Annotated in this window: 19 protein-coding genes, 1 other RNA gene, 1 pseudogene and 1 other annotated feature; of the genes and pseudogenes, 9 read left to right on the top strand and 12 right to left on the bottom strand. The window is 34.6% G+C overall.

Annotation, left to right across the window (positions count from 1 at the left end; genetic code table 11):
- Positions 1-66 precede the first annotated feature (66 nt).
- From BMY85_RS12470 to BMY85_RS12460, 3 genes are all read left to right on the top strand, one after another.
- The gene (locus BMY85_RS12470) at positions 67-642 is read left to right on the top strand and encodes a DJ-1/PfpI family protein (protein WP_092478607.1); all 576 of its coding nucleotides are present in this window, start codon (positions 67-69) and stop codon (positions 640-642) included.
- A gap of 154 nt (positions 643-796) precedes the next feature.
- Entirely contained in the window at positions 797-1,180 is a 384-nt protein-coding gene (locus BMY85_RS12465) for a hypothetical protein (protein WP_143066387.1), read from the top strand.
- Between the two features lie 64 nt (positions 1,181-1,244).
- Positions 1,245-2,378 (top strand): MBL fold metallo-hydrolase, encoded by a 1,134-nt coding sequence (locus BMY85_RS12460; protein WP_092478605.1) that lies wholly within the window; start codon positions 1,245-1,247, stop codon positions 2,376-2,378.
- A gap of 83 nt (positions 2,379-2,461) precedes the next feature.
- On the opposite strand, the gene BMY85_RS12455 is transcribed toward BMY85_RS12460, so the two are convergent.
- The 6 genes from BMY85_RS12455 to tadA form a co-directional block, all read right to left on the bottom strand.
- The gene (locus BMY85_RS12455) at positions 2,462-4,912 is read right to left on the bottom strand and encodes a hypothetical protein (protein WP_177180781.1); all 2,451 of its coding nucleotides are present in this window, start codon (positions 4,910-4,912) and stop codon (positions 2,462-2,464) included.
- Entirely contained in the window at positions 4,899-5,504 is a 606-nt protein-coding gene (locus BMY85_RS12450; protein ID WP_177180780.1) for an ABC transporter ATP-binding protein, read from the bottom strand. The genes BMY85_RS12455 and BMY85_RS12450 overlap by 14 nt, the downstream gene beginning before the upstream one ends.
- A gap of 219 nt (positions 5,505-5,723) precedes the next feature.
- Positions 5,724-6,143 carry a hypothetical protein gene (locus BMY85_RS12445; protein ID WP_092478602.1) on the bottom strand — a complete coding sequence of 140 codons (420 nt, stop codon included), beginning with the start codon at positions 6,141-6,143 and terminating at the stop codon, positions 5,724-5,726.
- 327 nt (positions 6,144-6,470) lie between these two features.
- On the bottom strand, positions 6,471-8,795 hold the full coding sequence (locus tag BMY85_RS12440; RefSeq protein WP_092478601.1) for a cyclic nucleotide-binding domain-containing protein: 2,325 nt from the start codon (positions 8,793-8,795) through the stop codon (positions 6,471-6,473).
- Between the two features lie 187 nt (positions 8,796-8,982).
- Positions 8,983-9,244, bottom strand: an RNA gene (ffs, locus tag BMY85_RS12435) — signal recognition particle sRNA large type.
- A gap of 72 nt (positions 9,245-9,316) precedes the next feature.
- Positions 9,317-9,805, bottom strand: coding sequence for a tRNA adenosine(34) deaminase TadA (gene tadA, locus BMY85_RS12430; RefSeq protein ID WP_092478600.1), 489 nt, complete (start codon positions 9,803-9,805; stop codon positions 9,317-9,319).
- Between the two features lie 140 nt (positions 9,806-9,945).
- Here tadA and BMY85_RS12425 point away from each other — a divergent pair, with 140 nt between their 5' ends.
- Together BMY85_RS12425 and BMY85_RS12420 are read left to right on the top strand one after the other, a co-directional pair.
- Positions 9,946-10,635: an anaerobic ribonucleoside-triphosphate reductase activating protein gene (locus BMY85_RS12425; RefSeq protein WP_092478599.1), complete on the top strand. Its 690-nt coding sequence runs from the start codon at positions 9,946-9,948 to the stop codon at positions 10,633-10,635.
- A 23-nt stretch (positions 10,636-10,658) separates the two neighbouring features.
- On the top strand, positions 10,659-11,213 hold the full coding sequence (locus BMY85_RS12420; RefSeq protein ID WP_092478598.1) for a GNAT family N-acetyltransferase: 555 nt from the start codon (positions 10,659-10,661) through the stop codon (positions 11,211-11,213).
- A 1-nt stretch (position 11,214) separates the two neighbouring features.
- On the opposite strand, the gene BMY85_RS12415 is transcribed toward BMY85_RS12420, so the two are convergent.
- Positions 11,215-12,552, bottom strand: a complete 1,338-nt coding sequence (locus BMY85_RS12415) for a DUF6128 domain-containing protein (RefSeq protein ID WP_092478597.1) — start codon at positions 12,550-12,552, stop codon at positions 11,215-11,217.
- A 178-nt stretch (positions 12,553-12,730) separates the two neighbouring features.
- Here BMY85_RS12415 and BMY85_RS15940 point away from each other — a divergent pair, with 178 nt between their 5' ends.
- From BMY85_RS15940 to BMY85_RS12405, 3 genes are all read left to right on the top strand, one after another.
- Positions 12,731-13,486 (top strand): transporter substrate-binding domain-containing protein, encoded by a 756-nt coding sequence (locus BMY85_RS15940; RefSeq protein WP_242939739.1) that lies wholly within the window; start codon positions 12,731-12,733, stop codon positions 13,484-13,486.
- A 78-nt stretch (positions 13,487-13,564) separates the two neighbouring features.
- The gene (locus tag BMY85_RS15935) at positions 13,565-14,221 is read left to right on the top strand and encodes an amino acid ABC transporter permease (RefSeq protein ID WP_242939738.1); all 657 of its coding nucleotides are present in this window, start codon (positions 13,565-13,567) and stop codon (positions 14,219-14,221) included.
- Positions 14,211-14,942: an amino acid ABC transporter ATP-binding protein gene (locus BMY85_RS12405; protein ID WP_092478596.1), complete on the top strand. Its 732-nt coding sequence runs from the start codon at positions 14,211-14,213 to the stop codon at positions 14,940-14,942. The genes BMY85_RS15935 and BMY85_RS12405 overlap by 11 nt, the downstream gene beginning before the upstream one ends.
- Positions 14,943-15,328: 386 nt before the next feature.
- On the opposite strand, the gene rsmA is transcribed toward BMY85_RS12405, so the two are convergent.
- From rsmA to metG, 4 genes are all read right to left on the bottom strand, one after another.
- Positions 15,329-16,192: a 16S rRNA (adenine(1518)-N(6)/adenine(1519)-N(6))-dimethyltransferase RsmA gene (gene rsmA / locus BMY85_RS12400; protein WP_092478595.1), complete on the bottom strand. Its 864-nt coding sequence runs from the start codon at positions 16,190-16,192 to the stop codon at positions 15,329-15,331.
- A gap of 14 nt (positions 16,193-16,206) precedes the next feature.
- Complete coding sequence (locus BMY85_RS12395) at positions 16,207-16,974, bottom strand: TatD family hydrolase (protein ID WP_092478594.1); 768 nt, start codon at positions 16,972-16,974, stop codon at positions 16,207-16,209.
- A gap of 774 nt (positions 16,975-17,748) precedes the next feature.
- Entirely contained in the window at positions 17,749-17,880 is a 132-nt protein-coding gene (locus BMY85_RS16110; RefSeq protein ID WP_278280417.1) for a hypothetical protein, read from the bottom strand.
- Between the two features lie 193 nt (positions 17,881-18,073).
- Positions 18,074-20,032: a methionine--tRNA ligase gene (gene metG / locus BMY85_RS12390; RefSeq protein ID WP_092478593.1), complete on the bottom strand. Its 1,959-nt coding sequence runs from the start codon at positions 20,030-20,032 to the stop codon at positions 18,074-18,076.
- Positions 20,033-20,104: 72 nt separating this feature from the next.
- Positions 20,105-20,343: a binding site (T-box leader), on the bottom strand.
- 218 nt (positions 20,344-20,561) lie between these two features.
- On the opposite strand from metG, the gene BMY85_RS12385 reads away from it, so the two are divergent.
- The gene (locus tag BMY85_RS12385) at positions 20,562-22,307 is read left to right on the top strand and encodes a DUF885 domain-containing protein (protein ID WP_092478592.1); all 1,746 of its coding nucleotides are present in this window, start codon (positions 20,562-20,564) and stop codon (positions 22,305-22,307) included.
- A 425-nt stretch (positions 22,308-22,732) separates the two neighbouring features.
- On the opposite strand, the pseudogene BMY85_RS12380 reads toward BMY85_RS12385, so the two are convergent.
- Positions 22,733-22,914: pseudogene (locus BMY85_RS12380) on the bottom strand (transposase); the annotation flags it as partial.

Genomic DNA, 22,914 nt, shown 5'->3' with positions numbered 1-22,914 from the left:
ATCTTTTTTCTTTTATCTATTTGATATATAATATCCTTATAATAAGTAAAATAGGAGGAGTATTTTATGAAAAAAATACTATTATTAGCTGGAGACTTTACTGAAGATTATGAAACTATGGTTCCATTTCAGCTGCTTCAGACGCTAGGCTTCCAAGTAGATGCCATTTGCCCTGACAAAAAAGCTGGCGATATGATTTGTACTGCTATCCATGATTTTGAAGGAGAGCAAACTTATTCCGAAAAAAGAGGACATAATTTTATGATAAACAAGTCCTTTGATGAAGTTAATGTAGAAGAATACGATGGCTTGTACATATCTGGTGGACGTTCTCCAGAATACCTAAGATTAGATAAACGTGTTGTAGATATAGTTTGCTACTTTTTAAACGAAAACAAGCCAATAGGAGCTGTATGCCATGGTCCACAGTTATTAGTTGCTACTGGTTTACTAAAAGGCCGCAAATTGACTGCATATCCTAGTGTTGCCCCTGAAATTACTGCTGCTGGCGGTGAATTTGTGGATGTAGAAGGAGATGTCGCTATAACAGACGGAAACTTAGTCACCTCTCAATCCTGGGCTGCACATATTTCAATATTTAAAGCATTTTTATCTATTCTGGGAGTTAAAGTGAAATTATAAAAGGAGTGTATATATGAAAACTTTTTTCTATATGCATAAAAGAATATGGCATTTTTCTACTTTTGTACTTGTCCTTATTCTCATAGGATGTACTATTATATTAAGCGAGAAATATTCTTATTTGCAAAATACTTATAATTTAAAGCAGCAGCAAATGGACTCCAAACTGTATTTTCTATTAAATGATGTTGTAATTGACTGGAACTTTAACAAAATGACCACTAGCCAAAAGATGTCCGCTTTATTAAATGATGCTGCAAACCTTCATTGTGCCGACACCATTTCCTCCCTTTGTTCTTGCAAAGAACTCTTTAATTCTGGTAATTACCCGTTATCTCTGGCTTTTACTCAGTTGGAAAAAGATCTTACCAGTATGGCACAAGGTAATATTGACATTCCAAAAAAACTTCTGCAGGCATACTATAAATCAATTTCTAAACTGGCTCTTAAATTAAATCAATATAACAGCAATCCTGGGGAAGCTAAAGAAGCTGCTGATAACTTTGGAAAACTGGTTTTGGAAAATCACATTTCATAATTGCTAATTTTGCATCTGCTGCATTCTTCGTATATAATATTTTCAGAATAGAGGAGGCTACTATATGAAGAAATTTTCAAAACACTTTTTCAAAAAACAACTCGTTACATTGTACGCTTTTATTTTTTTATTGTTTGGCTTAACACTAACGAGCTGCCAAAACATTTTCACCTTATCTCCAGACCAGCCTAGTTCATCCAATATTCCTGATATTGCAAAGGAAACCACATCCCAATTGACAGTACATTATCTTGATGTTGGACAGGCAGACTGTATCTTATTACAGAACCAAGGACAAAACGTATTAATTGATGCTGGTAACAGGGCAGATTTTTTTACTATTCAGTCTTATCTTAATAAACTTAATATAAAAAAACTAAATACCTTTGTCTTGACACATCCTCATGAAGACCATATTGGTTCTGCTTCCTTGATTATACAAAATTATGATATTGGAACTGTTTATATGACCAATAAATCATCAGCATCCAAGGTATATCAATCACTGTTAAAAGAATTGGACAGGAAAAAAATTTCTCCAAAGGTTCCACATCCTGGAGACAACTTTTTTATTGGCGAAACAGCATTTACTTTTCTTGGACCCGTTGCACAATATGACGATTTAAATTCCATGTCCTTAGTTCTTCGTGCTGATTTTGGTGATAACAGTTTTCTTTTTACTGGAGATTCTACAAATGAAGCAGAAAAAGACATGTTACAGGAAAAAGTCCCATTAGAAGCCCAAGTCTTAAAAGTAGGACACCATGGAAGCCGTGCTTCTAGCAGTTATGTATTTTTAAAAGCGGTAAACCCCGAATTCAGCGTTATAAGTACTGAAACTGGAAATGATTACGGACATCCTCATAAAGAAATCCTAAGCCGCTTAAACGACATAGGAAGCACTTTGTTCCGTACAGATAAGTCAGGTACCATAATTGCTACTAGCAATGGAAAAGAGATTATTTGGAACACAGCAGGAGTAAAAAGTTCAAAAGAACATGTTACAGACGAAAATGGCCTTACCCAAAAAGATGACAAAATTACCTATACAAGAGGCTTTATTGGCAACAGGAACTCTAAAACTTTTCACACCCACAACTGTTCCTCCCTCCCAAAAAAAGAAAACCAGATCCGCTTTGCAACAAGAAAAAAAGCACTAGATGCTGGATACCATCCATGCGGAAAATGTAATCCATAATAAACATCAAGCCATTGCTAAGTATTTTTTGAAACTATATATAGCAATGGCTTGATATTTAACTATATCTAATTGAATTTATTTTATATAGAAGAATATAACATACTGCTAATCGACTTATTTCTATTCCAGTAATATACTGCAATTCTACAAACATAAGTAATTAAAATTGTACTTGCTGATGAAATAATAATTTGCTGTATTGTTAGCATTCCATTTGGAAAAGCTTGATTTCCTAACAAAATAGAAATAATACTTGCAATTATAATACTATAACTATATCTTAGAAACAACTTATGTTGCAATGTGGAATAACTCATTCCAAAACTTCTTAACACACCATATTCGTATCTATACTTTTCCCATTCAATATAACTGTTAAATATGATATAAATACAAATTGCTAAAAACCCAAACAACAGAATAGAATTACTCAGCAAAGAAGTATAATTTCCCATCAGCTTGTCCTCCTCATTCCTTGAAACAGAAGAATCAAGCATCCCCCCCTGTATAGATGCCATTAATAAAGAAACCTTCTGTTCTATTTCCTTTTGTACAGATAATGGTGTATTGGGTTTCATTACAATATTTATAGTATTATAACCTACAACTAACTTACTTCTCTTTGCAACAGTTTCACTCATAATAATCTTAATACTAGAACTTTCTTTACTGCTACAGCTTAACACTGCTTCAATTTTAAATGCTTCTTTTACAAATTCCAGTTTATCCTTATTACTTTGAACCCTGCCAAGATATAAGCTTTCTTTTTCTTTTAGGGATGGTTTAGAACTTTTTTGCTTATACTCTGGCAATAGCAAAACACAAGCTTGTTTTTCATTATGTTCCAGCGTTCTATTTACAATTCCCTTCTGCTGTAAAAAGTGACAAAATTCTTTTTGTGGTAACACTTTGACATTTGCAGATAACGCTTCTATGGGTCTGTATTTTCCAGCCTCATCCGCAATCTGATTCCACATTCTTTGTTTTTCACTTGATAGCTCTCTATCCTCTGTCACACACCATTCTTTAAAATATTGATCAATCCGGTCCGTTTCAATTAAAAGCAAACTATGCTTTGTTTCTGCCTCCGTAGTAAGAGTAATATTTTCGCCATACCCTTTAAATTCATCAAGAGAAGGAAAAGGAAAAAAACTATCCCTGTATCGAACAATATCATAACCATTTAGCGACAAATAGCTCTCCACTCTTTTACTATATAAACTGTAATCTATCTGGTTCTGATCAAAGTGAAACATCTCTGTAAAATTCATGGATGCTATGAAAAAAAACATGCATATAGCCTGCATGCATACAATGCATCCATCTATTTTCTTAAATTTATAGTTCCTTTGCTTTTGATCAAAACCAGTATTCGTGATTTTTTCTATAATTGAACTCTTTTGATTTCTTCCACATAGAATGTATACGCCTAGGGTAATACAACCAGTCAAAACAAGCTCAATCATAACATTTTTTATTAATGCACTATTATAATACCTGTTATATTGGAAAAAAGCTTTATCTGCATAAATTAAACCAATCAGTATTGAAAGTAGAACTCCAGCAGTTAAACCAATAATTATGACTTTTCCCATTGCATACAGAATCACCTTTTTTCTCTGTTTCTCCAATAACCCAAAAACTTCAAACAAGGAAAGTGTCTTTTTATTTCTGGTTATTATTACTCTAATCATTATAATCAATTCCAGAATCAACAAAAGATTCAATAAAATAAGATAAACCACTCCAGCTTCTATCATATCTTCATTATTCTTATATCCTTCATTTCCCCAGTCTCCATTCATACAAACATTATCATTTGTCAAATCTTCATTATAATCTTTCATTAAAACAGAATCCATATCCTCTTGATAAGTCTTAAAATTCAGTTTTTTTTGCAAGATAACTAATGAGGTTTTTTCATTTTTCAATTGTCCTTTTGCAAAAATAATAGAAGGATATGTTTTTGTATTTTGCGTACTATCCACACGATCAACTAGCGTATAGGAATAATTTGATACAATACCAACAACATCATACTTTACTGACTGTCCATCTCTTACCATTGATATAGTCACTGGTAATTTTTTATTTTGAATACCAAACAAATACAATACATATTCTTCTACCACAATTTGTCTCGAAGTTTGAGGCCATTTTCCATCTAATAGCTTAAATCCAAATATATCCCCCATCTTTTGATCCATTGAGCCATATGTAACCCTTTTTCCTGATTTCTCTATATTTCCCCCTACGCCATAACATTCAAAATCAAACTTTCTATTTTTTTCTTTTACCTCTTTCATCAGTGTTTCACTAACATCTGATATTATAGCAAGAAATTTTCCATACTTTTCTATTGCAATATCCTGTCTTGTTTGAATAATTGTCTCTGATAAAGAAGTAATTGTAAATAAAAAGGTAAATCCAATAATAGCTGCTACTGTAAAAAGTACGAACAACCCTTTGTTATTACAAATTATCAACTGTGCTAATTTTATATATGCCTTTCTTTCTTTACTCAATAACAATTTCACCATCCTTTAGCTGAATCACCTGTTCGCATTGTTCTATAAGATTCTCTTCATGTGTAACAATAATAAATGTAGTTCTATATTTCTCATTTAGTTTTTGAAATAAAGATGTTATCACTTTTGTATTTTCACTGTCAAGATTGCCAGTTGGCTCATCTGCAAAAATAATCTTTGGTTTTAACAACATTGCTCTTGCTATTGCAACACGTTGCTGCTCCCCACCTGACAATTTACATGGTAATTTTTTTACAAAAGGCTTTATCCCCAGTTCTTCTATTAAGAATTGGAAATACGTCATATCTATTTGTTTTCCATTTACATAAGAAGGACATAAAATATTTTCTTCTACACTGATACGTGGAATCAAATGATATGCCTGAAATACAAATCCATAATTGATTCCTCTTAACTTTGCTAATTCTTTCTCCTTCATGGATTCATATTTTCTTCCTTGAAAGATAATACTGCCTTGAGTCGGTTTGTCTAAACCTGCAAGCAGATTAAGCAATGTTGTTTTTCCACTTCCGCTTTTCCCATAGATTAAATTAATTGAACCTTCACTAAAGTTTAAGCTAATCCGATTTAACACACGTTTCCTCATTAAATGACTTTCATATGACTTGGAAACCTGTTCACATGATAATATAATGTTATCCAATATATTCACGTCGTTCTTCTCCCTTACTCTATTCATATTTCTTAACTCGACATTAACAAGTGCCTTTAGGCAAACCAAAAAGTTATTGCAAAGAAATAGACGACTACATTAGAACTAATGAAATCGTCTACTTGTTTATTTCTTCTATAATTACTCTTGATATAAAACCCCTGTCCCTTTAATAATTGCTCCCTTTGAAGCCAAACTGTCTGGAGAACCAATATTTACTGTATATGTACCTTCCTTAATACTTTGAAATGACACTGTGTGTGTACATCCATCAGCATAAATAGTATTGCCAGCATAAGTCTTACCAAATAATGATTTTTTTTCCAAACTTAATTTATATCTATATTTATTTCTTAGCACTTCTCCTGTCCCATACCGATACGTATCTGCCTGAGCATTGCATTTTGCTTTACCATCACTAAAATCAAACTCTGTTCTACCAACAACACTAGACGAGAACTCAAAAGAAAAACTCTTTTTACTTGCCCCTAACTCAATAGATATACCTGCAACTATTATTGTTAAACCTGCTATTGCAACCACCCTATTTAATTTTTTCATTATTTTATTCCCTTTCACGCATAGATTTCATAATTTTAAACCTAAACCATACTAACTTAGACTTAATTTTTCATTTTCCAATAGAAATTTTAGCATATTTTTTCTAAAAAAACAATCTATTTTTCTCTTTATATCTCTAATTACTTACTTTTTATGTTATTACAGCTCATTCTTTTCAATGCTTCTTACAAAACAAGATAACAAAAGAGCAGTATAGTTTAGCAATTTGTATCTTTACATCTTTTTAGTCCTCAACATATGTATCTCCACTGTTTCCAGCTAAAAAGATTCAATGCTACAAATAAGCCAAACCATACTGTCCCTTTTTTACTTATCCTTATAAAATTCCAAAGTATTCATCACTTCTTCTGGAACTTCAATTTTGTCCTTTTCCAATGCACGTATGCGCATTTCCATTTCTCTAACCTTATGAGTTCTGTGTCTTTCAAATTTATTATATGCTTCTGCAAAAATTGGCTGGGCAATAACCTTCTCTCTGACATCCTTTAGGAAAGGTACATATGTAGCTAACAGGCCACGTGCAACTTTATTCAGACGAATTTCTCCTCGACATTCACGTGTAACCCATGCAATATAATCAATCAAGAATACTTCTCGGTTATTTCCACGTCCTCTGGCAATCTGTGCCTTTAATTTTTCTTTCTTTTCTGCAGTTAAATCCCGGTTTTTCTGATAGAACTGGATATAATCCACATACTCAGACGTTAAGGATGGATACTGGATATTATTCCATGCTGTTCCCTGAATGGTTCTGCAAAGTTCCCAACGGAATCTTCCAAACAATTCTACTAGCATTTCTTCCAGATTTTCTTCTGTAAGTGCTGGAATTAAGAATCTTCCAGGCGTATTTCTCTTTCGGCCTGTTATCTCCTGCCACATAATTGCTCTGGAACCACAGACTGGCAAAAGAATGATGTCAGGAAATACCTGCTCCATAATATATTCTTTTGTAATTCCATTTTCCAAATCAGAATATACCCGTTCACGATAAAATATCGAATAATCCACAGAAAGCAGCCTGTTCACTGCTGCATTAATCTGCTTGGCAGTATGGAAAGCCTTCTGTACTCTTCCATAGAATACCTCTTGATGGAGGAATGGCACATACGTAGATATTCTTCCACTTGCAATACGGGTATTGTATTTGAGCATATTTTTAATTTCATACTCAAGTTTTAATTCCTTATTCTGGCTAAGTTCGGTAATCTCACGCTCTGTCAGCTTTTCCATTCTCTTTCTTTCACGCAGGTTGTCATAATAATCCAAATCAAACTCACTTTTAGATGGATCTTTTTTCTGCTCATAAATGCATGTCAGCCAGTCCTTCATAGAGTAAATTCTACAAGGAGCAGCATTTTCCATATCAAAACGCAAACGGCACAAATCCATAATCTGTTCCTTCGTCAGCAGGTTTTCATCAACAAAACCAAAATTCAGGAATAAATCAATTACCAGATTATTATCCTGCTTTTCATATGCCACCAAAAATACTTTTTCATACAGTTGATAATAAGCCTCACTAATTCTTCTCCTGATTTTCCTAGCACTATCATCAGAGGACAATTTATCATCCAGACGTGCAAATTCCATCAAAAGCTGTTTAAACTCCCTTGCTTCTTCTTCTGTTTCTCTTGAATAATGAAGAATTTTGTTTAAAGCATCTTTCACTTCAAACATAACTGTATTTTCATCAATTACGGCTTCTTCACTTGTTTCCTGCGCAGCTTCTGAAAAATCTCCTGACATAATGGAATAATAAGCATCTTCTAAATACTCACGATCTAGAATTATATCATAACCTGTATTCTGGCTTAGCATGCTTTCTGTTTTATTTATTACCTCTACACAGCGATCAAATAAATTAGAAGTAAATTCCTTGTTGTTTTTATCTGCTGAAATGTCTTTTATCAGTCTTACAACCTGCTTTAACAAACAGGAATCCTCTTCTGAATATAAACAAGATAATTCTTCTACTATATAACACGCAGTCTGTGTACATTCTTCAATTAATAAATTTATGACTTCCACCTGCTGTTTTGCAGTATAGACACTAATTCTGCTGTCTGAATAAAAAGTTTTACATAGATCAATGGAAAGTTCACTAGATGCACAAAAATAATCAACCGCCTCCTGTTTTTCTCCTAAAACAGTTTCATTAGGCGTTAAATCCTGTATCATGGAAATGTCTTGTGTTGGATAGCCAGACCTTACACTAAACGTTACTAATTCTTTGTATGTGTCCTTTAGAAATGCTTCTAATTTTTTCGCCTGGTCCATCAAGTCTGCTCGTATTCGTTCCAGTTCCCTTATATATCTTGACTGGGAAGCTATCATTAAGCCACCATAATCCCTGTTTGCAGAAACTGCTTTTTTTAAATCTTCAAAAGATGCTATTTCAAATATATAAATAATGACATTGTCTACTGCATAGTAAGTTGACTGGTATCTTCCAATAGCAAAATCTGCTACTCCTATAAATGTACCAGCTCCCGCAGTTACTTTAGAACCTCTGCTTTCAATCTGCACTCTTCCACGAAGTACCAAACCAACATAGTTGGCAATATCGCCTTCCTTAAAAATAATCGTACCTTCTGGCACTTGATTCATTGCGTTTTTATTTAACGCTTCCATAAAATCATTCACCCCCATACATGCGATAATTTAATTATACCAAAGGTTGGATTTAATAGAAAGTACTAAAAGACCTATTTTTAGTAAATACTAAAAAAACAAACCATTTTTTATAAGAAAAAAAGATACAAGCAAAGCCACTTGTATCTTTGATTTTAAAGTTTATACGAATTATTATGAATAAACTCCGTGCATCATGCTTTGAAAAAGTTCCACAGACGTTACCTTTACAGTTAACTCAGTCCCAGCACCCTCACGGCACACAGGGCACTCTGCTTAGTGCTGCTTCGTTCCCGACCTGACACGGTTCACAGATTCCTGTTGCGCGAGACCAGAACGTCAACGCCACTTATAAAGGGCAGCTCTACAAAAACAAATCCGGGGCATGACATCACTCCTGCTGTAGCGGATTGCAGGTACAGGGCACCGCTAACTCCCCAGCTGCACGGAAAAATTATTAACAAAAGAAATGCGCTTTAGAAAAAAGCGTAAATTTAGTATACGCAAAAATGCCCTTTCTGTCAAGCTTGCTCTTGCAGTTTTTTCTTTTCTTCCTTCTTCTTATCTCGAAGTTCTTTAAAAAAATCCTGTAACATATTGGTGCATTCTTCCTCCATCACTCCCTTTACCAGTTCCACCTGGTGGTTAAAGGCCTGAACTTGAAGCAAATTCAAAATAGAACCTGCACAGCCGGCCTTCGGATTCATACTTCCAATTACTACCTTTGGAATACGTGCCTGCACAATAGCACCTGCACACATCTGACAAGGTTCTAATGTAATATACATGACACAATCCTCTAATCTCCAATCCCCTGTTACTTTGGCAGCCTTATTAATGGCCAGAATCTCCGCATGAGCCAAAGGGTTTCTTTTTTTATTACGCTTATTATAAGCTCTTGCAATAATTTCTCCATTTTGCACTATAACACAGCCAATGGGCACCTCATCCTGTTTGTATGCCCTTTTTGCCTGCTTTAATGCTTCTTTCATAAACTTTTCGTCTTCCATTTATATCTCCTGTTATAAACCTGCCCTATTTTAGCATTTTTCTTATTTTCATACAAATACATTTTCTTATAGACATTATACCAAAAACAGGTTAGGATTAAACATATATAAACCAGATTTATATAGAAAAGGAGTCTGTCATGGATATAAAAGGCTTGCAAAAACTATCTTTATTGGATTTTAAAGGATATTTGGCTGCTACTATTTTTACAGGAGGATGCAACTTCTCTTGTCCTTTTTGCCACAATAAAAGTCTTGTCCTTCATCCAAATGACCTTTCCAATATATCAGAGGACGAAATTTTTTCCTTTTTAAAGTCTCGTTATGGAAAATTAGAAGCCGTCTGCATTACAGGTGGAGAACCTACCTTGCAGCACGATTTAACATCATTTATACATAATGTGAAGAATCTTGGTTATAAAGTAAAATTAGATACCAATGGTTCTAATCCTAATATACTTAAAGAACTGTTAGATTACAATTTGTTAGATTATGTAGCAATGGATATAAAAAATACACGAAAAAAATATCCTGTAACCACAAACTCTGCTCTTTCCTTAGATGCCATAGACTATTCTATTTCACTTATCATGAGCAGTCCTGTTTCTTACGAGTTTCGTACTACCGTTGTGAAGGAACTACATACCAAAGAAGACATTAAAACCATCAGTCAAAGAATTGCTGGTGCCAGTGCCTATTATCTTCAGCCCTATATACAGTCTCCTGGAGTAATAAATCCTGTCTATACAAGCTATACCAAAAAAGAATTACAGATTTTACTTCATATTGCCACACCTTATGTTAAGAAATGTGCTATTATAGGGATATAAAATCATAAAATATTGGAGGAATTATGTACACAGAATTCTGCACAGAACGTTTAATTTTAAAAGTGTTAGACCCTAACTGGGCACCAGAAGTTTTAGATTTTTACACAGAAAATAAAACTTATTTTGAACCTTGGGAACCAGATCGAGATAAAGGATTTTATACCTTAGAATATCAAGGAAGAATGCTTTATTATGATTTTCTTGCATATGAAAAAGGAACACAAGTACGTTTCTATATCTTTCTAAAAAATAATCCACATATTCCAATCGGGACAATAAGTTTTCATAACATTGTACATGGTATTTTTAGAAGCTGTGCACTTGGTTATAAAATTTCAAATCCATACAAGCGAAACGGCTTTTGTTTAGAAGCCGTCCAGTATGCATGTATGCTTATGTTTACGAAATTTAAGATACATCGGATTGAAGCACTAATTCATGTAAACAATATTCCTTCTCTTAAATTTATTGAAAAGGCAGGTTTTCATAGAGAAGGGGTTCGAGTTTCTTATGCAAGGTTAAACGGTTCTTGGCATGATCATGCATGTTATTCTCTCATTACCCCTTATTCTGACTAATTTACAAAACAATCTGCTGTACCCAGTATCCAAAACTTCCGTACTGATTTTCTCCTTTACTTGCTGAAAGAAATCTATGAAACCCAAACATTCCCGCCATGGTCTGCTCTGTACTTTGTAAAATGCCAGGCACACCAATGACAAACTGTTCTCCCTTCTCCAGCTTGAGAACTCCAAAAATTAAATGTCTATAATTATAATATCCATGAAGAAGAAAACTATTATTTGCAAGAACCCATGTTTCCACTGGCAACATTCCAATATCTTTCGGTTCAATTCTAACCCAGTTGTTTGCATCACTGTCTGGGAACGGTTTTAATGATGGAAAACTCTTAAAAAGATTTCTTACACATTCAGGATAATTGTCACTGTGACAGCAGTTTCCACCCATTTCTGCTGCCTCTACTTGCTCTTCTTTACAAGACTCTTTATTGGCACCTTGATTTTCAAATTCAAAAGTTCTAGCAAATGGCTCCTCGAAAAATGGCTGTTTTGACAGTTCCGCTGCAGCAACTAGTTCTTCACCTAAATCCTCTTTTAATTTTTCTTCCTCTTCTAGCTCCTCCTTGACAGAAGCTCCTCCCATATATACCTCTTCCTCTTGAGTCTTAAAAGCCTCCACTGTCTTATCAGAGTATACTTCCTCTGATGCCTGTGCAGCAACAATATCCTCTTCTTCCTGATATACATAATCTTCTTTTGGTTCTGCAGAGCCATCTTCCTTTTTCTGCTCTTGAAAAAGAGACTGTACCACATCCACTACCGTTTCCATTGCCTCACTTACTTTTGCAGAAGTATCTAGCTGCGCTGCTTTTAACTCCTGTTCTGGTTCTCTTATCTGATTTGCTAAGTCTTCTTCCATTAACATATCCGTAATGTTTTGCGTCTGTACATGAATATTCTGCACCATTCGATCCATACGCTTTGCACGTTCTCGCTCTCCTTGATCAGAATACTCCTGAAAATTCTCAAAACGTATCTCCTGATCATCCCACTCAGAACCAAAGAATTTATTTTGATTTAAAACTATAATTATACCACAAATGTCATCTAGTCCAATCTCCGTATCCATAAGTGCGTTGGTACTGGTTTCCCCTCGGAAGTCACCTGTTCCATTTTTAAAAATCATAGTTCCAAACAGGATTCCTTCTATCTTAGAACCATTTCTACGGAATAAATATACCTTTAGCGGTTCCAATGGAGAGATATTTGCTGTAATATGTATAGTTACTTTGCATTGTCCATTTTTTGACTCTATACGGCCAAATCCAATATTTCTTTTCCGAATTCCTGCTTCATAATCGTATATATATGAAACTAATCTCTTATAGTCTGCCATATCACCAGCTCCTTAAAAATTATACATTCAACTATATATATTCTTTGTTGTTCCATAATATTCCTATTGTAAAATAGTTTGTTTACTGGTTTAATTATAAAATGATAAATTTTTGCTAATTTATTATCTTGATAATACTCAAATCAGTTAGCGAAGTAATGAATTGGAGGAAAAAAGGATGAAAAGATTTAAAAAATTCTTATCTATGGCCCTTGCTTTTTCTATGATGGCTACACTACTTACTGGTTGTAACAGTTCTTCTGATAACGGTAAATACTTAATTGCTACAGATACTACATTTGCGCCATTTGAGTATGAAGACAATGGCACAATGGCTGGAATCGATATGGATATTTTAGCAGCAATCGCTAAAGATCAGAATTTCCAATACGAGTTGAAGACATTAGGCTTTAACGCAGCAATCACAGCTCTTGAATCCAAACAGGTAGACGGTGTAATTGCTGGTATGAGCATTACAAAAGCCAGAGCACAGAAATATGATTTCTCAACGGCTTATTATGAAGCTGGTGTTACTATGGCTGTTAAGAACACAACTACAAATGTGAAAACTTATGAAGATCTGCGTGGACAGTCTGTCGCTGTTAAAATTGGTACACAGGGTGCTGCATTTGCGGAATCCATTCAGGATAAATACAGCTTTAAGATAAAGACTTTTGAGGATTCTTCAGGTATGTACGACGAAGTAATTGCTGGCGGTTCTATCGCTTGTTTTGAAGACTTTCCTGTTGTATCATTTGCAATTAAACAGGGCTTAGCATTACAAGTGGCTGGAAAGCAGGAAAACACTTCTTCATACGGATTTGCTGTAAACAAAGGACTTAATGCCAAGTTACTTGAAAAATTCAATACAGGCCTTGAAAACATCAAAGCAAATGGAACCTATCAAGAAATTCTGGATAAATATACAACCTAAACTTCCATTGTACTTTTGTTAAAAACCAATGCTCCCAATCGAGAGAACTTATTGTAATTTAAATTAAGGAATGATGAAATGAAACTAATTGATTTGTTAGTAGAGTTTGGTGGTGACTTGCTTTCTGGCTTAGGAGTCACTTTACAGCTCGCAATTACTGGTATTATTTTCGCAAGCATTATTGGTATCGTATGTGCCATTATTAATGTGTCCAAGAACAAATACTTAAAGATCATTACTAGCATATACATCAACATTATTCGTGGTACCCCGTTCCTAGTGCAAGCCTATATTATCTACTTTGGTTTACCCGGGGCCTTTGGCATCCGAATGAGCGAACTGACTGCAGGAATTATTGCAATCAGTTTAAACGCTGGTGCTTACATGGCTGAAATTATTCGTGGTGGTATTGAAGCCGTTGATAAAGGCCAAATGGAAGCTGCTAGAAGTTTAGGTCTTTCATCCCGTAAGGCTATGCGTAAAATTATTTTGCCACAGGCCCTTCGTACCATGACTCCTTCGCTGATTAATCAGTTTATTATTACATTAAAAGATACTTCCATTTTAAGTATTATTGGTATCCGTGAACTTACTATGGCAGGGAAACTTGTAATTGCAAAAAATTATGAGTCCATGGCTATGTGGTCACTGGTTGCTCTATATTACTTTATTATCATTTATGTAATTACTAAGATTTCTAGATATATTGAAAGGAAGACGGCATATGGAAAATAAAGTACATGTTGAAAAGCTTACAAAAAGCTACCACAGTCTTCAAGTATTAAAGGGAATTGATATGGAAATCAAAGAAGGCGAAGTTGTATGTCTTATTGGACCTTCTGGATCTGGTAAAAGTACTTTTCTAAGATGCCTGAACCGTCTTGAAAAGGTTACCTCTGGAACTGTTATTGTTGATGGAATGAATCTAAGAGATAAAAAAAATGACATTAACAAAATCCGCGAAAATATCGGCATGGTATTCCAGCATTTTAATCTTTTTCCACACATGACTGTTCAGGAAAACATTACTCTAGCTCCTGTTGAATTAAAGAAAATGACCAAAAAAGAAGCGGATAAACGTGCCCTTGAACTCCTTGAACAGGTAGGTTTACGCCAGAAAGCGGATTTTTATCCATCTCAGCTTTCTGGTGGACAAAAACAGCGTGTGGCAATAGCAAGAGCTCTTGCTATGAATCCGGACATTATGTTATTTGATGAACCTACCAGTGCACTTGACCCTGAAATGGTTGGAGAAGTCTTAAATGTTATGAAACAGCTTGCCAAGGATGGAATGACTATGGTAATCGTAACACACGAAATGGGCTTCGCTAGAGAAGTTGCCAGCCGTGTAGTTTTTATGGATGGTGGCTACATTGTAGAAGACGGAACGCCAGAAGAAGTCCTGGTAAATCCTAAGAATACTAGAACAATTGACTTTCTAAACAAAGTATTATAATAGAAAAACAGTATTTGCTTTAATAAATCTACTTGCAAATACTGCTTTTTTATTAGTAATAGGAATTTGCTCTTTTTATTTAAGGCTAAAAATAGGAAATAAGTCGTATAGAAAATTTATACAATATGTGTGATACTATAAACATATACAGTAGCTCCTACACCTGCTGTATTGTATCTAAACTTATATTAATTCAAACTTTCGTACATCATAATTTATTTATGACTCCTCAAAGTACGAAAACGCAACCTCAGCTAGAGCCTGTATAACCCTCAATCTATACAGGCTCTTTCCTATTTTCTCTTGTTTTTACAGAATTATCCAAAAGCATTGCTAATGAACTATTAATATAAGATAGAATAACTTAATTTCATATCAAACTTTAATTACTGGCTTAAAATATCTGCTAATCTCGCAAAATCTTCTAATGTAAGTGCCTCTCCACGAATACTAGGAACAAATCCAGCCTCTTCAATGGCATTTATAATTTCTTCTTTTGAAAATTGAAGTTCTGGTGAATTATTTAAACCATTCTGCAAAGTCTTACGTCTTTGATTAAAAGATGCACGAATCAGCTTAAACATTAACTTCTCGTCTTTTACCTGAACTGGCTTTTCCTTATGCTTTGTAAGCTGGATTACTGCTGATCCCACGTTTGGACGTGGCATAAAACAGTTGGGTGGTACATTTGCTACAATATATGGCTCTGCATAGTACTGAACTGCTAAAGATAATGCGCCATAATCTTTTGTTCCAGGTCCCACCTGCATACGCTGGGCCACTTCTTTCTGAACCATAACGGTAATGTTCTCAATTGGTGTTTCCTTTTCAAATAACCCCATGATAATAGGTGTTGTAATATAATATGGCAAATTGGCAACTACCTTTACTGGCTTGCCATTATTGCGTTCCTTAACAAGTTTATTTAAATCCAGTTTTAAAATATCCTGATTAATTACGATTACATTGTCATATGCAGAAAGGGTGTCATTTTCTAAAATAGGAATTAGATTTTTATCAATTTCTACTGCTACAACCTCACGTGCTGCCTCACATAAATACTGTGTCATAGTTCCGATTCCTGGTCCTATTTCTACAATAAAATCATCCTTTGTAATATTTGCCGCACGTATAATCTTTTCTAGTACATGGGTGTCTATTAAGAAGTTCTGTCCGAACTTCTTCTGAAAATTAAACCCATATTTATTTAAAATTGCAATGGTATTTTGTGGATTCCCTAATGTCGCCATTTTATTACCTCTCGTTACTGTATTTGATACATTCTTTTTGCATTTTCCCTTGTGGTCTCCACCACTGTTTCATAGGATACCCCTTTTATTCTGGCTATCTCTTGTGCAATATATTTCAGATTCAAGGAAGTATTCCTTTCCCCACGGTGTGGAACTGGTGCCAAATATGGGCAGTCAGTCTCAAGTAAAATGTGTTCCAATGGAATCTGTTCTACTACTTCTTTTAGTTTTTTTCCGTTCTTAAATGTCACTACACCACCTACACCAATGTAAAATCCCATTTTTACAAATTCCTGTGCCATTTCCACAGAATAAGAAAAACAGTGAACTACTCCACCTGCTTTTTCAGCATGATATTTTTTCATGATATCCATAGTATCTTTTGCCGCATCCCTGCTATGGATAATGACTGGAAGCTTTACTTCTTTTGCAAGCTCTAACTGGCGAATAAACCACTTTTTCTGTATCTCTTTATCTGGCTCATTCCAGTAATAGTCTAACCCGATTTCGCCTATGGCAACCACCTTTGGATTCTTACATAGTTCTTTAAACTTCTCCATATCTGATTCCTGAAGGGGGGCGCATTCTTCTGGATGGACTCCTACTGTACCATAAATAAAATCATATTCCCTTGTCAATGCAATTGTCTTATCCACAGTAGCAAGACTGGAGGCCACATTTACTACATAGCCAATGCCATTGGATGGAAAAGATTTTAACAGCTGTTTTCTATCTTCATTAAATCGCTCATCTTCATAATGAGCATGGCTTTCAAATATCATAATTGCTTATAACCTCTTTTGTTCTATTCATATTTTTTTCAATAAGTATTATTCTAGCAAAAATTCAGAAAGAGGAAAAGGGGAAAAACAAATTAGAATAAAAATGCGTCCTAAAGAACAGGACGCTAATATACACCCACAAGCAAAAAAACACCTGTAAAAAACAGTAGCACTCGTATATTGTCACAAAGTCTGAGTTCCTTTAATGTAATGTTACTCTTATAAGTGCAAGGAACTCTTACTTTGGTTTAAATAATGATTTTTAAAAACTATGTCCTCCACTACTATGGCCTGGTTTAAATAAATCTGATAACCATCCTAAAATATCCATTTTAAACACTTCCTTTTACATTTCATTTAAATAAATATAGAAGTCTCTACCAGCTTCCGCTAGCTCCGCCACCTCCAAAATGGCCTCCGCCACCGCTGTAGCCTCCTGAACTGCCACCTCCAAATAAACCCGAAAAAACAGAAAAAATATACATTAAATTAGCTCTCCCTTCTATGTATCCGTTATAATACTTTATTAGGTAAATGAAATCTAAAAATGTCCACCACCTCCACCATGAACAGTACCACTGCTGCTAACATGAGTACTGCTGCCTCCAAATAAACCTGAAATAACTGAAATTAAAGATGAAACCATTTTTGCACCTCCATTTTTTAATAATATGTACAATATTAAAATCTATGGCTTCCACCACCGCCATGACTTCCACCAAAAAGATCTGATAACCATGATAAGATTGACATTTCCTACACTTCCTTTCCATACTACGACTTACCAGCTTCCACTGCCTGAACCTCCACCAGCAAAACCACCAGCAGAATTGCCTTTTCTAAATTATGCTTTGTATTACAGACAGAATAGATAGCATAAGTTTCCTCATCTTTATTATTTTGCATGTATTTATTTTATCACAATTTAAAGATTTATTCATCCTACTTATTATACTTATTTGATATACTTATTTATATTCACATACGAAATCGTCCATAGGACTATATAAATCCCCATTGCTAACAGTTGCCTTCTTTCACTAAAATAGGGTTAGATAATCTTATCCAACCCTACTTAATCATTTCCTATATTTATGCCCTAGCAGATTTCAGCTCCTGCTGGCATTTTCTTTTCTGGAACCATAAGTGCTAACTCACCATTTTCATCTTCTGCACATAATAACATTCCTTCTGAAAGAACTCCTGCAAGTTTTGCTGGTTTTAAGTTCACAAGAACCATAACCTTCTTGCCAACCATTTCTTCTGCACTATAATGCTGTTTGATACCAGATACAATCTGTTTTACCTGGCTTCCAATCCTGACTTGTGAGCAAAGAAGTTTTTTCGATTTCTTTACTTCTTCACAGGCAATGATTTCACCAACCTGAAATTGCATTTTCATAAAGTCATCATACTGAATTTCTTCTTTTGGCTCAATATCAATTACTGGTTCGTTATTTGCCACTTGTTCTTCTTCTGCCTGTGCTGCTTTCTTTTCTTCCACTTGTTCTAATACCTCTTTCAAATCCAGTCTCGCAAATAAAATTTCTGGTTTTTCTACCACCTTTGTGCCAGAAACATATTTTCCATATTCCTTCATATCTTCTAATTCTCTCTTATCGGCATTTAACTGTCCTAAGATTTTAGCTGAAGTTTCAGGCATGAAAGGCTCTAACAAGCTTGCACCTACAGAAATGCTCTCAACTAAGTTATAAAGAACGGTTTCTAATCTTGCCTTCTTGTCTTCCTCTTTGGCTAAAGCCCAAGGCATTGTTTCATCAATGTATTTATTGCAGCGTTTAAATAAAATAAAGATTTCAGAAATTGCATCTGCTACTCTTAATTTATCCATTTTTGCAATTACCTTGTCAGGAGTTTCTAAAGTGACACGAATTAAATCCTCATCTACTTCTTCTTTTACTGCTGCATTATTTACAATACCGCCAAAATACTTGTTACTCATAGAGATTGTTCTGTTTACTAAATTACCTAACGTATTCGCAAGTTCAGAATTCAAACGTTCTACCATAAGCTCCCAAGTAATGACACCATCGCTTTCAAATGGCATTTCGTGTAATACAAAATAACGAACTGCGTCTACGCCAAAGAAATCAACTAATTCATCCGCATATAATACGTTACCTTTGGATTTACTCATCTTTCCATCACCTTGTAGCAGCCAAGGATGTCCAAATACCTGTTTTGGTAACGGCAAATCTAATGCCATTAACATGATTGGCCAGTAAATAGTGTGGAATCTTAAAATGTCCTTACCGATTAGGTGTAAATCAGCAGGCCAGAATTTATCATACAAATCACTATTATTTCCATCTACATCAAATCCTAAACCAGTAATGTAGTTGCTTAGTGCGTCTAACCATACATATACAACATGTTTGTCATCAAAGTCAACTGGGATACCCCATTTAAAGGATGTTCTGGATACACATAAATCCTGAAGTCCTGGCAATAAGAAGTTGTTCATCATTTCATTTTTACGAGATTCTGGCTGAATGAATTCAGGATGCTCGTTAATGTGTTTGATTAAACGATCCTGATATTTGCTTAATTTTAAGAAATAAGCCTCTTCCTGTGCTGGCTGGCACTCTCTTCCACAGTCAGGACATTTTCCGTCTACTAGCTGAGAAGCTGTAAAAAAGGATTCACATGGTGTACAATACATTCCTTCATAATATCCTTTGTAAATATCGCCTTGTTCATATAATTTTTTAAAAATTTTCTGAACCTGTTTTTCATGATCTTCATCTGTTGTACGGATAAATCTATCATAAGATGTATTCATTAAGTCCCAGATATTCTTAATTTCACCAGATACGTTGTCTACAAACTGCTTTGGTGTAATTCCAGCTTCTTGTGCTTTTAATTCGATTTTCTGGCCATGTTCATCTGTTCCTGTCTGAAAACGTACATCAAAGCCCTGCATTCTTTTGAAACGGACAATACTGTCTGCTAATACTGCTTCGTATGTGTTTCCAATGTGTGGTTTGCCTGATGTATAGGCAATGGCTGTTGTCAAATAATATGGTTTCTTTGCCATGATTCTATTACCTCCTAAAATATAAGCCCCTGTGTTAGGGCAAAAAAAAACGCCTCAAATAGTTTCACACTATTTAAAGACGAGAATTCCCGTGGTACCACTTTAAATTCACCTTAACCTCGCAGTTAAAGCCTCATCAGCTGCATCCTGACAGCCTATCACAATAACGGGTGCATCCGTCGCAATCTAAAGTTTCCTCTCAACTGCGAAGCTCCAAGACCATCTTCCCTATATTTGCAACATCCCCTTTCTCAGCAGCCGGGTTCTCTGTAAACGGCTTACATAGGTACTCTTCTTTTCATAGCCTTTTTTCTGTAAACATACTAATTATTATATAGCCTAAATTAAATTTTTGCAATTGTTAATTTTAGTATTGGCAAGATAGAATGATTTTAAATCTTCTAACAAAAAATAGTAATTCTTTAAATGTTTCCTTTAAATGGCAGACAATCAATATATAAATTCATGTTTTTCGTACTGTACACATACAATATACTAATTTTAATAATGCCTTAAGAAAGGATTTTTTATGAAATCCCAAAAACTGTTTTCCCTTATTCTTACCTTATGCGTTCTTTTACAGCTTACAGGCTGTGTAACGGGAAAGAAAGTAATCTACACAGGTACTGACTTTGATCCCTTAATTGATCAAATGTTTCTTGATGAAGTAAAAAATGATAGCGTTACTCTTAATTATACGTTAGCCAGACCTGAAAACTACGGTATTAAAGAGTTTACCCCGACTTTAGGTTCTTATTCTCAAAAAAATATGAAAAGAGGGCACAAAGCTGCAAAACAATACATAAAAAAACTGGAACAGTTTGATTATGATACATTATCAACAGAACAGAAAAAAAACTATGATATCATTCTAAAATATTTAAAGGAGCAGGCTCATTCTGATAAACTCAATTTATATAACGAAGTACTAAGTCCTACCACAGGATTACAGGCTCAGCTGCCTGTACTTCTTGCTGAATTTCACTTTTTAGATAAAAAAGACATTGAAAATTATATAAGTTGCCTAAACCAGATGAAAGATTACTATTCCCAGATTATTGCCTTTGAAAAAGAAAAATCCAAAGCAGGCTTATTTATGTCTGATACATCTGCTAATGCAATTATCTCCCAATGTAAGGACTTTATTAAAAATCCAGAAGAAAATTTCTTGATAACACTTTTCAATCATCGAATGGATTCCTATACAGCACTAAGCGAAACCGAAAAGCAAACTTATAAACAGCAGAATAAAGAAGCTGTGCTTCAATCAGTTATTCCTGCTTATCAGCTTTTAATAAAAGAGCTGACTAACTTAAAGGGAACAGGAAAAAATAATGGCGGCCTATGCCATTTTAAACATGGAAAAGAGTATTATAAATATCTTGTAAAAACTAACACTGGCTCAGATCGTCCTATAAAAGCTATTGATACACTTCTAGATGAAACTATTTCTGACTGCCTGAAAAATATTGGTGTCATTATCTCAGCAGATCCTGATATGCAGACTAAATTGGATCAGTACTATTATCCATTAACAGATCCCGAGGAAATCCTTAGCTACTTGCAAAGAGCTATTGAGGTAGATTTTCCTAAACTTAAGGAAGTAAACTGCATGGTCAAGACTGTTGATAAGTCTTTAGAAGAACATATTAGTCCTGCATTTTACCTGACTCCACAGCTGGATAATTGCAAAAATAACTGTATATACATTAACAAGAGTAAAAAATACGATCTAAGTCAGATTTTTCCTACTATTGCTCATGAAGGCTATCCTGGCCATTTATATCAAAACTGCTACTACAGCCAGAAGAATGCAAAACCAATTCGCTATCTTCTTAACTTTGATGGTTATTCAGAAGGCTGGGCTACCTATGTAGAAATGTATTCTTACAGTATTGCAGGTCTTGATGATGCCGTAGCGAAAGTTTTAGCTTACAACCAGATTGCAACCTTATGCATTTATGCCAAATGCGATATAAATATTAACTATTATGGATGGGATTTAAATACAACAACCAGCTATTTAAAGACCTTTGGATTTACTGATAAAAACATCTCAAAACAGATTCATGAAAGCATGATTGAGGAGCCTTGTAATTATTTAAAATATACCTTGGGATATTTAGAACTCACTGCATTGAAAAAAAAAGCTAAAGAAAAGCTTGGAGATAAATTTTCTGCTCTTGCATTTCATCAGTTTGTATTAGATATGGGACCTTGCCAATTTAAAGTTCTAGAAAAATATATGGATAAGTGGATAAAAGAGCAGATATAATCGGCCCTAACTACATGCAATGGCATAAAATAGAAAAGAATGCGCTTTAGTGGTTTGAAAATGGCTAAAGCACACCTTATTAAACTTAGTGCTCTTGAAAGTTTTACTCCTATAGTGTCCAGTTTTAGTTTGCATTTAAAATTCTTCGAGGGTGTAACTATTTTTGTGTCTAGTAATTCAAGAACATCATCTTAATAACATTCAGATAGGTACGTTTGCCTTGTCGAATTATGCTGTTATCTTAAGTATATCCCTTTTCTTCTGTTTTATTCAAATAGTCCTATTTTTTTGTATTATAAATACAGGCAGCGTCCTTCCTTTTTTCTTGGGCGCTGCCCAAACCCGACCTCGGGTATATTTTTATGCTCTTCCGTCAATACTTTTACTGCCGACGGTATATTTTGCGTTACAGATACTTTTTAAGCTTCCAGCGTTACACCAAGGACAACATAGGCAGTACGGTTTATAATCCTTCCGTCTTCCCTCATTTTATAATGAATGGCATCCATAAATATAAACGGATAAACAGGTTCCAGTGGTCTTGACTGCCATTCTTTAATCTCGGGCAGGATACGGTCTGTGATTCTGGATACCATTTCAGCTGAAA

Origin of the sequence: [Clostridium] polysaccharolyticum (genome assembly GCF_900111595.1) — a bacterium.
GTDB lineage: Bacteria > Bacillota > Clostridia > Lachnospirales > Lachnospiraceae > Clostridium_AI > Clostridium_AI polysaccharolyticum.
This window is presented reverse-complemented; position numbering and strand designations above follow the sequence as displayed.